Origin of the sequence: Paenibacillus tritici (assembly GCF_018207515.1) — a bacterium.
In the GTDB taxonomy this organism is placed as follows: Bacteria; Bacillota; Bacilli; order Paenibacillales; family Paenibacillaceae; genus Paenibacillus_AQ; species Paenibacillus_AQ tritici.
On the sequence record NZ_CP073365.1, the window covers coordinates 4,568,783 to 4,581,821 of the forward strand.

General features: G+C 52.2%; 14 protein-coding genes. 5 read left to right on the top strand and 9 right to left on the bottom strand.

The genetic code is table 11. The annotated features are described in order from the left end of the window. Window positions 1-159: 159 nt before the first annotated feature. The 4 genes from ffh to KDC22_RS19735 form a co-directional block, all read right to left on the bottom strand. Entirely contained in the window at window positions 160-1,551 is a 1,392-nt protein-coding gene (ffh, locus tag KDC22_RS19720; RefSeq protein ID WP_173133085.1) for a signal recognition particle protein, read from the bottom strand. Window positions 1,552-1,572: 21 nt separating this feature from the next. Then, the gene (locus tag KDC22_RS19725) at window positions 1,573-1,926 is read right to left on the bottom strand and encodes a putative DNA-binding protein (protein ID WP_173133082.1); all 354 of its coding nucleotides are present in this window, start codon (window positions 1,924-1,926) and stop codon (window positions 1,573-1,575) included. Window positions 1,927-2,074: 148 nt separating this feature from the next. Next, a complete protein-coding gene (gene trhA / locus KDC22_RS19730) occupies window positions 2,075-2,722 on the bottom strand; it encodes a PAQR family membrane homeostasis protein TrhA (RefSeq protein ID WP_173133079.1) in 648 nt (215 codons plus the stop codon). Window positions 2,723-2,788: 66 nt separating this feature from the next. Then, window positions 2,789-4,306: a carboxypeptidase M32 gene (locus tag KDC22_RS19735; RefSeq protein WP_173133061.1), complete on the bottom strand. Its 1,518-nt coding sequence runs from the start codon at window positions 4,304-4,306 to the stop codon at window positions 2,789-2,791. A 232-nt stretch (window positions 4,307-4,538) separates the two neighbouring features. Between KDC22_RS19735 and KDC22_RS19740 the strand changes: the two genes are divergently transcribed. The 3 genes from KDC22_RS19740 to KDC22_RS19750 all read left to right on the top strand — a co-directional run bounded on the left by KDC22_RS19740 (window position 4,539) and on the right by KDC22_RS19750 (window position 6,022). Continuing rightward, entirely contained in the window at window positions 4,539-5,117 is a 579-nt protein-coding gene (locus KDC22_RS19740; protein WP_211720075.1) for a beta-class carbonic anhydrase, read from the top strand. 180 nt (window positions 5,118-5,297) lie between these two features. Continuing rightward, window positions 5,298-5,732: a hypothetical protein gene (locus KDC22_RS19745; protein ID WP_425516954.1), complete on the top strand. Its 435-nt coding sequence runs from the start codon at window positions 5,298-5,300 to the stop codon at window positions 5,730-5,732. Continuing rightward, window positions 5,732-6,022, top strand: a complete 291-nt coding sequence (locus KDC22_RS19750) for a YxcD family protein (RefSeq protein WP_173133055.1) — start codon at window positions 5,732-5,734, stop codon at window positions 6,020-6,022. Before KDC22_RS19745 ends, KDC22_RS19750 begins: the two co-directional genes overlap by 1 nt. Before the next feature lie 159 nt (window positions 6,023-6,181). Here the strand turns inward: KDC22_RS19750 and KDC22_RS19755 are convergent, their stop codons facing one another. Next, window positions 6,182-6,562 carry an LSm family protein gene (locus KDC22_RS19755; protein ID WP_173133052.1) on the bottom strand — a complete coding sequence of 127 codons (381 nt, stop codon included), beginning with the start codon at window positions 6,560-6,562 and terminating at the stop codon, window positions 6,182-6,184. A 206-nt stretch (window positions 6,563-6,768) separates the two neighbouring features. Continuing rightward, window positions 6,769-7,608: a DegV family protein gene (locus KDC22_RS19760; RefSeq protein ID WP_173133049.1), complete on the bottom strand. Its 840-nt coding sequence runs from the start codon at window positions 7,606-7,608 to the stop codon at window positions 6,769-6,771. A gap of 150 nt (window positions 7,609-7,758) precedes the next feature. Here KDC22_RS19760 and KDC22_RS19765 point away from each other — a divergent pair, with 150 nt between their 5' ends. Further along, complete coding sequence (locus tag KDC22_RS19765; protein WP_173133046.1) at window positions 7,759-7,983, top strand: hypothetical protein; 225 nt, start codon at window positions 7,759-7,761, stop codon at window positions 7,981-7,983. Between the two features lie 137 nt (window positions 7,984-8,120). Here KDC22_RS19765 and KDC22_RS19770 read toward each other — a convergent pair whose 3' ends face one another. Next, a complete protein-coding gene (locus KDC22_RS19770; protein ID WP_211720076.1) occupies window positions 8,121-8,990 on the bottom strand; it encodes a phosphotransferase family protein in 870 nt (289 codons plus the stop codon). A gap of 160 nt (window positions 8,991-9,150) precedes the next feature. Continuing rightward, window positions 9,151-9,837, bottom strand: coding sequence for a metal-dependent hydrolase (locus KDC22_RS19775; protein WP_173133039.1), 687 nt, complete (start codon window positions 9,835-9,837; stop codon window positions 9,151-9,153). Between the two features lie 226 nt (window positions 9,838-10,063). On the opposite strand from KDC22_RS19775, the gene KDC22_RS19780 reads away from it, so the two are divergent. Beyond that, window positions 10,064-10,831, top strand: a complete 768-nt coding sequence (locus tag KDC22_RS19780) for a PaaX family transcriptional regulator C-terminal domain-containing protein (RefSeq protein ID WP_173133036.1) — start codon at window positions 10,064-10,066, stop codon at window positions 10,829-10,831. A 57-nt stretch (window positions 10,832-10,888) separates the two neighbouring features. On the opposite strand, the gene KDC22_RS19785 is transcribed toward KDC22_RS19780, so the two are convergent. Beyond that, window positions 10,889-12,994: a thioredoxin domain-containing protein gene (locus KDC22_RS19785; RefSeq protein WP_425516955.1), complete on the bottom strand. Its 2,106-nt coding sequence runs from the start codon at window positions 12,992-12,994 to the stop codon at window positions 10,889-10,891. Window positions 12,995-13,039: the final 45 nt, after the last annotated feature.

A 13,039-nucleotide genomic window follows, 5' to 3' on the forward strand; every position in this document is an offset into this window, starting at 1 on the left:
CTGCGGGATACGCTTGACTAGCGGCGTTCCCTGGTAACGAGAGGAAGAGATTTAAACATTAAGATCAAGATCAAAAGATTAAAGTCAAAAGACTGTTCGATCTTCTGATGTTGTACTATATCAGATCTATGGGTAAACCTTAAATCTTAGAGATTAAGATCAACGGAACGGGAACTTCATTCCGCCCTTGCCGGCAAGGCCCTTAAGCTGCTTCATAGCGTTCTTCTTACCGCCCTTGCCGCCTCCGCCGCCCATCATGCCGGAGAACTGCTTCATCATCTTGCGCATTTCATCGAACTGCTTGATGAGCCGGTTCACCTCGGCGACGTTGGTCCCGCTGCCAGCAGCGATACGCTTGCGGCGGTTGTGGTTGATGATCTCAGGCTGGGCCTTCTCGGCTCTGGTCATGGAATGCACAATGGCTTCGACACGGCCCATCTGCTTATCATCAACCTTCAGATCCTTCATGCCCTTGGCTTTGTTCATGCCGGGCAGCATATCAAGAATCTGGTCGATCGGGCCAAGCTTCTTGACCTGATCCATCTGTTCCAGGAAATCATCGAACGTAAACTCTGCATTACGCATCTTACGTTCCATTTCCTTCGCTTTCTCGGTATCGATATTGGCCTGAGCCTTCTCGATCAGCGACAGCATGTCTCCCATGCCGAGAATCCGTGAAGCCATCCGCTCCGGATGGAACGGCTCGAGCGCGTCGATCTTCTCACCGAGAGCGGCGAACTTGATCGGGCAGCCGGTTACAGCCTTGACGGATAATGCGGCACCACCACGGGTGTCACCATCAAGCTTCGTCAGCACTACACCGGTAAGCTCCAGTTGCTTGTTGAAGCTGTCAGCCACATTCACGGCATCCTGACCAGTCATGGCATCGACTACAAGCAATACTTCGTCTGGAGTTACGATGTTATGTATCTGCTTCAGCTCTTCCATCAGCTCTTCATCAATATGCAGGCGGCCCGCAGTATCAATGATTACATAATCAAGGTTGTTATCCTTCGCGTGCTGAACACCTTGTCTGGCAATCTCAACCGGACTCGTCTGATCACCCAGCGAGAAGACCGGAACCTTGATCTGTTCTCCCAGCACCTCAAGCTGCTTGATCGCAGCAGGACGGTAGATATCAGCCGCTACGAGCAGCGGACGGTGATTGCCCTTCTGCAGTAGCTTCGCCAGCTTGCCTGAAGTGGTGGTCTTACCCGCTCCTTGCAGACCTGTCATCATGATGACAGTCGGCGGCTTGTTCGACTTAGCCAGCTTCGCCTGGCTTCCGCCCATCAGCTCGGTCAGTTCCTTGTTAACGATGTCGATGATCACCATGCCTGGTGTGAAGCTGTCCATGACTTCCGTGCCGACGGACTTCTCTTTCACCTTGGACACGAAGTCCTTGACGACCTTGAAGTTAACATCGGCTTCCAGAAGAGCCAGCCGCACTTCACGCATGGCTTCGTTTACGTCATCTTCGGATACTTTCCCTTTACCGCGCAGTTTGCTGAACACATTCTGCAATCTTCCGGTTAAACCTTCAAATGCCATAGGCGGCTCGCTCCCTTCATGCTAATCTAACCCCTGCAGCCGGTCCATGATCTCCATGAACTGCTGTTTGTATTGCTCAGACATCCCGGTATCAGGCAGTCTGCGCAGTTCTTCCAGATATCTGTTCCGGTCTTCATGCTTGGACAGCAGTCCAAGCTTCTCTTCATAATTCTCAAGCACCTGCTCCGCCCGCTTAATATGCTCATACACAGCTTGACGGCTAATTTCAAATTCCGCTGCAATCTCCCCCAGGGAGAAATCATCATGGAAATAATATTTGAGAAACGTCTGTTGCTTGTCAGTTAGCAGCCGTTCATAGAATGCAAATAACAGGTTGATCCGGTTGGTTTTCTCGAGCCTATTCTCCTGACTCATTAAGGGCACTCCCTTCGTCAAGGAAAAACACTTTACAGCTTCACAACGTCCCTTATGATACCGAAAACAAAGAAAGATGTCAAGCCTTTTTGCTTGTCATCTTATTCTTTGTCCAAAACTGGCCGTAAGGCGGTAAATTCCTGCCCTATTAATGAATAGGAAGGATGTATAACAATACAACGAAGAAGTGAAGAATGGTACCGGCAAGCACGAACAAATGCCAGATGGCATGATGATAAGGGAAGCCCCTCCAGACGTAAAACACGGTGCCCAGAGTGTACAGCAGTCCGCCGATCATCAGCAGAGTCATCCCGCCGCTTGCCACCACCTCTGACAGCGGATTCCAGGCGATCACGATCATCCAGCCCATAGCGATATAGAATATCGTTGACATGAACAGGAATTTTTTGACGAAAAAAGCTTTGAAAAAGATGCCGAATACCGCTACTCCCCAGGCGATGCCAAATAAGGTCCACCCCAGCGGGCCGCGGATCGCCACCAGCATAAACGGTGTATACGTTCCGGCAATGAATAAGTAAATCGAAGAGTGGTCAAGGAATTCAAAGAAGTCCTTCGCCTTGCCGTCCCTGAGACTATGCACCATTGTTGAATTAAAATACAGGATCAGCATCGTCGCCCCATAAATGGAGAAACTGACGATATGCCAGGCTGTGCCGTTCTGGGCCGCATACACGACCAGCAGAACCAGCGCAGCAATGCTGAGCAGAGCGCCGATCCCGTGTGTAACCGCATTTGCAACTTCTTCCTTGCGGCTGTAAGTGTGAGTATTTGCCATACCATATTCCTTCCGTCGTGCGGTTTCCTTCTATTATAGCCCTTTCCTCGAAGTCCTTCCAGCTTACTAAAGCTGATACAGCTCGGTATACTTCGCTTCCAGATAATCTGCCAGATAATCAGGATTCAGCGGCTCACCTGTGACCTGCTCAATAATCTGCGAAGGGGTCAGGCTCTGGCCGTATCGGTACACCTTGTCCGTGAGCCATTCTTTGATCGGCAGCAGGTTGCCGGCGGCAATCAGCTCATCGAACTCCGGCAGCTCCTTGCGCAGGGTATGAAGCATTTGGGCCGCATACATGTTGCCAAGTGAATAGGAGGCGAAATAACCGAAGTCTCCACCGGACCAGTGAACATCCTGAAGTACGCCCAGCGCATCTGTCGGCGGTGTAATTCCCAAGTACTCCTGATATTTCGCGTTCCAGGTCTTAGGCAGATCCTTCACTTCAAGTCCTTCGTTGAAAATAAGCTTCTCGATCTCGTAGCGAACAATAATATGCAGGTTGTACGTCAGCTCATCGGCTTCGATCCGGATGAAGGAATTGCCTACACTGTTGATGGCCCGGTAGAAGTCCTCCATCTCCACATCTGCAAGCTGCTCAGGGAAATGCTGCTGCAGATCGCCGTAGTAACGCTGCCAGAAGGCCCGGCTGCGGCCGATCATATTCTCCCATAGTCTGGACTGGGATTCGTGAATCCCCATGGATGCGCCTTGCGCCAGCGGTGTGCCGATCAGCTCCTCGCCGAAATTCTGTTCATACAGGGCGTGTCCGCCCTCATGCAGGGAGCTGAAGATCGAACTGGTCACATTATCGAGCAGATAGTTCGTGGTAATGCGCACATCGCCGGGATTCAGGCCTGTCGCGAACGGATGCACGCTCTCATCCAGACGCCCCGCTTCAAAGTCATAGCCCATCTGTTCCAATAAGAAGAGACCGAACTTCTCCTGCTGCTCTTTGGGGAAGATCTGGCTCAGGAATTCCGTATCCGGCTTGTTCGGCGATGCATTAATCGCTTCGGCCAGCGGAACTAGGCGGCTGCGCAGGCGGGTGAAGATCGCATCCACTTTGTCAACGGTCAGATCCGGTTCATACATATCAAGCAGGGTGTCGTAACGTGAGCCTTGCACGCCCCAATAATCAATGAATTCCTGTTTGAATCCGACAATCTTGCTCAGGTAAGGCTCGAAGGAGGCGAAATCATTGGTATCCTTGGCCTCTTCCCAGATCGTCTGCGCATGGGCGGTCAGGACGGAATACTCCTCGAAGGTTTTGGAGGGAATGCTCTTGCTGCGCTGGTACTCTTTGCGGGTGTCTTTAACAATCTTACTCTGGTTGCTGTTCAACTGGCTCAGCACTTCCGGCTGGCTGAAGTACTCTGTATACGCCCCGATCTCCTCCGATACCTGGAGCTTGAACGCCTCTGCACTCAGCATACCCAGCGTGGCTGAACGCGTCTCAACACCTTTACGCGGCGCACCCGTGCGCAGATCCCAGCCCAGTAACCCGATCGCTTCATAATAGCCTCTGATTTTGAATAATAGCTCACTGAATTTATCCCATTCTTCTTGGATCTGCTTCTCCATGTTTTGAGCACCTGCCTTGTTTTTTTATCTACTCCTATTGATGATACTTTTTTAAATAGTTATAATCAAATTCAGGCTATAGCTCTTCAAATTTGAAGTAGTTAGCGGCTCATAGGATGCGGAAGCAAAAGCCGCTGAAACTTGGCAGTATTAGAATGCAGGAAGACCTTTATATTCGCCGCAAGACGCAGTACAATGAATTACAGTTTAATCTTAAGGAGGCACATGGCTTATGAGTCAGGTTACAGACATTTTGGAGTTCAACAAGCATTTTGTAGAGGAAAAAGCATATGAGAGCTATCTGACCAGCCGCTTCCCGGATAAAAAAATGCTGATCATCACCTGTATGGACACACGGCTTGTTGAGCTTCTGCCCAAAGCAATGAACTTCAAGAACGGTGATGTCAAAATCATCAAAAATGCCGGAGCCATAATCTCCCAGCCGTTCGGAAGCGTCATGCGCAGCGTTATGGTTGCGCTATACGAACTGGACGCGGACGAAGTGATTGTCGTCGGCCACTATGAATGCGGCATGGCTTCCCTGAATGCTGACCATATGATTAACTCCATCAAGGAGCGCGGCGTGTCCGAGGAAGTACTCAGTACTCTGGAGAATTCGGGGATTAAGCTGACGAAATGGCTGCGCGGGTTTGACAACGTAGAGGAAGGGGTAATTCAGACTGTGGAGCTGATTAAGCGCCATCCCTTACTCCCCCCTAACGTACCCATTCACGGCATGATCATCGACCCGGCTACCGGAGCGCTTGAGCTTGTGTCGGACGGATACGCGAAGCCTAAGGCAACTCTCTAAAAACTGCTGTTTGCGCGGGTCCCGGACCCGCGCATTTTTTGTGTACCCAGGCATGTGTACGCTATCAATTAATTGGTTTTGTGATTATTAAAAATTGAAACCTTGGCCCCCGCTCTGCGTATTACCGGACAACACCCCGCAAACGGGTGTTACCATACTTCTAGGAGGTTCTTGTACTAAATGAAACCAATGAAACGTGTACTGATGATCGTCATGGCCTTCACTCTGTTCTTTGCCGTCACAGTTCCTGACTTCGCAGATGCCCGCCGCGGCGGAGGCTTCAAATCGGGAAGTCGGGGATTCACGACCACCCCGAAGAAATCAACAACCAACAATGTGAAACAAAGCGATAGCACCAAAGGTAGTGCAGCAGGCACAGCAGCGAATACCAAACGCGGATTCTTCAGCGGCGGCGGACTGATGAAAGGCCTGATGATCGGCGGTATCGCCGGACTCCTGTTCGGCGGAATGTTCGCCGGAATGGGCGCTTTTGGAAATATCATCGGATTCTTCATTAACATGCTGGCGATCTACTTCGTAATTATGCTGATCATGTCGTTCTTCAAGCGCAGACAGGAACGGCGCAGACTGCAGGAAAGAGACGGACGTTACTAATGGGTGTTACCGTACTCAGTATGGACGAGATTATCAACGCGATCTGCCTGCATATGGCGGAACGCAAAGCGGTACGGGTGGAGGAAGTACGGGTCGAGCTAAGCTGGGACGAAGATACCGGGTACACCGCAGAGGTCTGGATTCAGGGCCGCAGCCAGTTCCTGGTCGAATCCAATATGATTGAGGCCATTCTGCGCTACCTGCACAGCGAATACGGCATCCGGGCCTACCGTGAAGAGGTGCGGCTGGAGCTGGACGAAGAGATCACAGCGGTGGTTACCACCGCGTAAGGGTTCTGTGGACAAGCTGTACTCAACCACATTCAAATTACTACACATAAAGGGATGACCCGGCTGACGGGTCATCCCTTTATTGTTGGTACATTGGACCTGCTATTGCTGATCCGGTTATTGTTAGCTTGCGTGTAATCAGGGCATGGTGACGATCAGTTAGAGTAACGAGATCGCCAGCAGCTCGAACAATACCAGCGGCATAATGACGTTGCTGTTCACCGTACCCGGGTACGGGTAGCCTTGACCCGGATATCCTTGACCCGGGTAACCCACACCTGGATAGGGCTTATAGTATGGATTGTAATATCCGCGGCTCGGATCAGTGGCTATCGTCACGGTCAGGTACAGATGCTTGCTGTCCATACCGGCAAGGGTGCCTTCATGCATCTGACCGTCAACGGTCTGCACCTGCACCTGATGATTCAGATAAGGCTTACAGGACTGGTGAAGCGAATCGCGGACACCGTTCAAATGCTGAACTACCGCAGGGTCTGCCTGATAGATAACCGCCGTTTGCTGGCCGGATTGAGTTGTCATAGGGGTTAGACCTCCGTATAAATGGATTTGCTCCATTCTATGCACCTGCCCAGTCATAGGTGCCTAGCCGTCTGCTGCCGTCCCTTCGCCCCCCGTCCTGGCAACACTCTTCCCCCATCCCACTCCAGACTAAAAAGCCGTATACCAGGAATTCTCTGTATACGGCTTAGCTATTCAGTTATTCCATTGAGGCCTGCTTCAGCAACCTAAAAAGCAACTCCAATTCCGCCCTGACCGGCATAAGTTCCCATTACAGGTCCCATGGTGGACAGCAGAATCTCCTTGAAGGGATGCTTCTCCAGAATACGCTGCTTGATCTCCAGCGCCAGCGTCTCGCAATTGCTGTGGACAATGGCGATGACCGCCTGTTCATAATCATGCTGCTTCTGATCCAGCTTCGCCAGCAGATGAGTCAGCGCCTTTGGCAGCCCACGGGTCTTCTCGACCACTTCCACGACTCCCTCGTCGCTGATCCTCAGCAGCAGCTTAATGTTCAGCACGGAGGCCACAGCACCGGAGATCCGGCTCAGCCGTCCGCCTTTGATTACATTCTCGAGTGTATCCAGTGTGAAGTACGCCGTCGTCTCTTCGACCTTGTCCATCACTTTAGCCTTCAGTTCGGCCAGACTGGCTGCCGTCAGCGACCATTTGGCCGCCATAGCCACAATGAGTGTCAATCCGCCTGAAAAAAGCTTGGAATCTATAATTTCAATCGCATTTGGATGTCCTTCTTCCTCATACATCTCCTTGGCAATCAATGCGGTCTGATAAGTACTGCTAATATTGGAGGACATGCAGATGACCAGAATGTCAGTGCCTGCTTCCACTTGTTTGAAGCTGTCCAGGAAGGTCTGCGGACTTGGGCTTGCTGTCGTCGGCAATTCCTTCGATTCATGCATTCTCGAATAGAAATCCTTAGCGTCCATATCATCGGGCATTAGCTCATGGCCGAAATGAACCGGCAAATGGACAATGGAAATATCATACTGCTTGGTGTAGTCGGGGGGTAGATCGGAACCGCTATCCGTAATAATCTTGATGGGCATCAGAGTGCTCTCCTTTCAATTCTATACCATTATAGTTACCCTTCAAGGAAATCAATAGTACAATTTATAACTTGTTAAAAACAGATTTTTGTGCTTAGTGTTACTTATGATATGGTTTAAGCATAAGCGAACAGAAATGGAGTGTACCCGATGAGCAAGAATAAAGTATGGAACAGAGGCAAGCATAACGGTGCCGGACTGTCCAAAAAAGCCCCGGCTGCCTTAGAAACGGACAGCACCGAGACGGCATCGGCAGAGAACATCAGCGCCGAAGTGACGAATGAGCGGATTGATACCGTGAAGCCTATGAACCGCAGCAACTGGGTGACCCGGCCCACCCGGGTGAAGCCGCAGAATCCTGAGCGTAAGAAGTAGCTTAACCCCTAACATGCTTCATATTCATTGGATCAAGCAGCAACGGCTACGCCGTCCTTAAGGGATGGCGTAGCCGTTGCTGTGAGGAATGGAAGGATAATAGATACTTATGGCAGGGGATTTCCTGTAAGTATCAGCTACAGCGATTCGGACAGACTATCCGGCACATACCTGTTCTGCCGCAGAAGCGTCCGTACAACCGGCAGCGTGTTCAGCTGAAGCGGTACACCTGTTGTTCGATGGAGCTGAAGCCAGCGCAGAGCAGCCAGCGCCTCGAATAGCTCCAGCTCTGCCGGACTATAACTGCTGCTCGCGGCAAAAGCCGACCTGTAAGCCGTGGCGTTCCGTTCCCCTGCATACACTCCAAAAAGAAAAATAGACCAAGCTATATCATATCTGGGATCACCAAGCTGGGCATTGGTCCAATCAATGATGGTGAATGCTCCAGAGGCCTCCAGAATATTGCCCAGATGATAGTCTCCATGAATCAGATGGTGAGCGGTTATCCCTGCCTGACCGGCCAATTCCAGAGCCAGCGTCCTTAACTCTGGCTGCTCCGCCCACGCAGGGAAGAAGTACTCTGCGAAATCATAGGCCGGAACATGCAGGCCGGTGGATGAGTCGAGCTGCAGCTTATGTATATCCAGCAGATTTTGCGCTATGACCTTTAGACTGGAGGCATTCACTTTCTTAACGGGCTCTCCGTCGAAGCTGGTCAACAGAACCTGATTCTGCTCAGGGTCCAGGCCCCAGGCATACGGCTGTGATACTGCGCAGTCCTGCCGGTACAGCTGCTGCAGCACTTTATACTGGATGGAGATATCCGGCCGGGATTCCCGGTTCCAGATTTTCAGCACAAGCTCCGTCTCCGGCAGTGTAATTCTATGCACCTCCGCTTCCAGCCCTCCCTTCATCGGGGTGATAACCGCCTCACCCGCCTGTGCCAGAAGCCCTTCACCCTCAGTACTTTGCTCTTGCCAGCGGATACTGCTTAGAACATTATTCATCGTTATAATTCCCCTCTCCCCAGGAACACTCTGCCGCTCATTGAGCTGCTTAGCATCCAACATACCATATTTTAGACATTTCCCCTATTCCCATGAAGATAAAAAAACAGCCGTTTGTTTGCAGAAGCAAAAAACGGCTGTTCGTTATGTCCAGCTTGCTCTATAGCTCCAGCGTCTCTCCATAGCCAAGCGCCGAACCTCTGATCCCCGCTTCCTCCAGCGCCTGGACGAAAGCCCCCGCATCCTGACGGATCGGAGGGAAGGTATTGTAGTGTACCGGAAGTACCTGTCTTGCCCCCAGCCACTTGGCAGCGATGAGCGCATGTTCAGGCCCCATGGTGAAGTGTCCGCCGATCGGCAGAATGGCCAGATCAATCTCGTAGAGCTCACCGAACATTTTCAAATCTCCAAATAGCCCTGTGTCGCCTGCATGGAGAATCGTCCGGCCCTCTGCCTCAATAATGAAGCCCGCCGGTGTGCCGCCATAGATACTCTGTCCATCTTCGAGGGTAATGCTTGAGGTATGGAAGGCATGGATCATCGTCGCCTTGGCGAACCCAAGATCTACCGTCCCCCCGATGTTCATCCCAATCGTCTGGACGCCTGTGGATTCGAGGTAACCGGCCAGCTCCACAATAGCTACAACCGGAGCATTATTGCTCTTGGCAATCGGCGCGGCATCCAGTATATGATCCATATGGGCATGAGTCAGCAGCACGGCATCGGTCTTAATCTCCTCAACCTTCGTTACTGCCGCCGCATTGCCGCTAATGAAAGGATCAATAATCAGCGATTTGCCGTTCACCTCAATTTGAACACAGGAATGGCCGTGGTAGGTAATTTTCATGGATATCCTCTCCTCTTCATGATTAGATTACAATGGGCACTAAGGAATGAATCGTGCAAAAACCCAAAGTTTACGATACAATGACACCAAGTTGCTCTGAATCCAACTACAGCAGTGCGATCGACTAATATAACATAAATTAATACGTTCGTTCTTTTTTATGATATATCTATTCCTGCCAGCTGTCAAGAGAGGTGTGAAGAAGTTGCTGTCCGTTGAGAAAACAATGCTGTTTCTGTTATCCAAGGTGAAGCAGATGGGCGCCCAGCAGTTCGTCGAGATCTATGAGCACAGGGGGTACACCTCCACCTATATCCGCAATGCCCTATCCCGCTTGAAAAAAGAGGGCTATATCGCTTCCCCGGCACGCTCCTGGTATAACGTCACTGCCGAGGGCCTCGCCTACATTAGAGCGATTAACAGCAAGCCTGCCCGTTATCAGGAGCAGTGGGATCATACCTGGGATGTGGTTATGCTGGAGGTTCCCGAATCCGAACGCAAGAAGCGCGACCTGTTCCGCACTGCGCTCGGGCAGCTTGGTTACGGGCTATTATATAACAGTGTGTATGTCTCACCGTGGAACTACCAGAACGAAGTCGTTGCCCAGATCCAGAAGCTGGAGCTGGAAGGCAAAGTGTCCATCCTGCAAGGCCAATTTCTGGAAGGCTCCGTTACACCGCTCAGAGCGCGGGCCATCTGGCATTTGGACGACATAGAAGCCTTATACCTGAAGAAATCAGTCTGGCTGAAGGAGGAATTCGCTCCGCTAATGTCAAAGACGCTTCAGTCGGGGCAGCCGTTACAGCTATTCCTGCTCTATTTGCAGATGGGAGAGGAGTTAAGCGGACTGTTCATGGCCGACCCTTATCTCCCGGATGAGCTGTTGCCGGACCATTGGCCCGGTAAATTGATCATCGCAGAAATGACCGAATATATGATTAGCGCCGCGCAGGCGATACCTGAGGATTCCTCCTATGCCCCCTTCGTCAGATAGCCCTTGATGGATGCGCAAAGAGCAGCCCCTAATCCGGGCTGCTCTTTGTGATATGCACTACACCTCCAGGCTGCCGGAAGCGAGTAGCTCTTTAACCGCCTCTATATTCGTAAGCGGCGCACGGCAGGCGAAATTCCGGCAGACATAGGCCGTCGCTTCGCCTCGGATCGCCGGTTTGTCCTCCAGATGCGGAAGCAGACGAAGAATCCCTTCACTGTCCCCCTCCCAGTTGACGATCAGCGCAGCGTCAGGCAGATAAGCCTGTTGAGCCTGGGCCAGCATTCCGTGCAGCGCGGGGTCCTCTTTTTTGCCGGAGAGTACCCATTCCCTGCCGCCTGTGACCATAGTCAGATGCGCCTGTAAATACATCGCATAACCCGGCGGATACTCTGCCGCTGCTGAAGACAATACCGCTGCGGTACGCTCGGCAATACCCTTCAGCTCAATATTCTGGGTGATCACCGACAGCTTCCAGAGCAGCTTCGCCGCAACCGAATTCCCGGATGGAATCGCTCCGTCATACAATTCCTTCGGGCGGACCGGCAGCTCCTCCCCGTCATGACCTGTGAAGAAGAAGCCTCCTCCGTCCGGATCATGGAACAGCTCCAGCAGCCCGTCCTTAAGGATCAGCGCCCGTTCCAGGTGGACCGCTTGTCCCGTGGCTTCATATAACTCACTGAAGCCCCAGAGCAGGAAGGCATAATCATCCACATAAGCAGGAATCGCCGACTCCCCGTCCCGGTAGCGGGCCAGCAATCGGCCATCCTCCCGCCGCAGCTTCTCCCAGATGAAATTCGCAGCCGCTTCTGCGGCCTTGGCGTATTCCGGCTTTTGCAGCGCTTTGGCACCTTTGGCAAGCGCGGCGATCATCAGCCCGTTCCACGAGGTCAGCACCTTGTCATCCTTGAGCGGATGAATGCGCTGCTCCCGGTATTCGAACAGCTTCCCGCGCCATTCCTCCATCCGGGTCCGCAGACCGAGGGGATTCATGCCCATACGCTCCGCCATCTCTTCCGGCAGCCCTTGCAGCAGATTCGGAATATTGGCACCTTCGAAGTTACCTTCCGGCGTAATCCCGTACACATGGCAATATGAATGCATGTCTTCCAGCCCCAAGGCTTCCTCAATCTCCTGGCGGGAGAAGACGTAGAACTTCCCTTCCACACCTTCCGAATCCGCATCCTCCGCAGAGAAAAATGCACCTTCAGGTGAAGTCATATCGCGCAGCACATACGTGAAGATCTGCTCGGCAATCTCGGCATACAGCGGCTTCCCGGTAAGCTGGAACGCTTCCAGATAGACATTCGCCAGCAGCGCGTTATCGTAGAGCATTTTCTCAAAATGCGGCACCAGCCATTCCCGGTCCGTAGAATACCGCGAGAAGCCAAATCCCCCATGGTCGTACATGCCGCCCTTGTACATCGACTCCAGCGTCTTCTCCACCATACGCAGCGCGTCCGGCTGGTTGTGCAGCTGGCTGTAGGCCAGCAAGAACGACAAATTATGCGGCGAAGGGAACTTCGGCGCATTGCCGAACCCGCCATACTCCTCGTCGAACTGGCGCCGGTACAGCTCATACGCCTCATGCAGCAGCTCGTCCCCGGGAATGCCACCGTCTGCGGCTTCGGGGGAATAGGCGTTTTTGCGATCAAGCGACTTCAGCTCGGCCAGCAGGTCATCGCCCAGCTGATCCAGCGCCTCGCCGTCCTGCTCCCACTTCGTATGGATCTGCTCCAGCACATCCATCAGCCCGATCCGCCCGAACATCTGCCGCTTCGGGAAATACGTCCCGGCATAGAACGGCTTCTTCTCCGGCGTCAGCAGCACCGTCAGCGGCCATCCCCCACTCCCCGTCAGCGCCTGACACACCGACATATACAGCGCATCAATATCCGGCCGCTCCTCGCGGTCCACTTTGATCGCTACATAGTGATTGTTGAGGAGCTGGGCGACTTCGTTGTCTTCGAAGGATTCTCGTTCCATTACGTGACACCAGTGACAGGTCGAATAGCCGACAGATAAGAAGATCGGCTTGTTCTCGGCATGGGCCTTGGCAAAGGCCTCTTCTCCCCATGGATACCAGTCCACGGGGTTATGAGCGTGTTGTAGTAAATAGGGCGATTTTTCGTTGGCTAATCTATTGGGTGACTGGTGAGTTGTCACGGGGCGTCCCCTCATTTCGAATGATTTGGGTAAAGTATTGTCTAG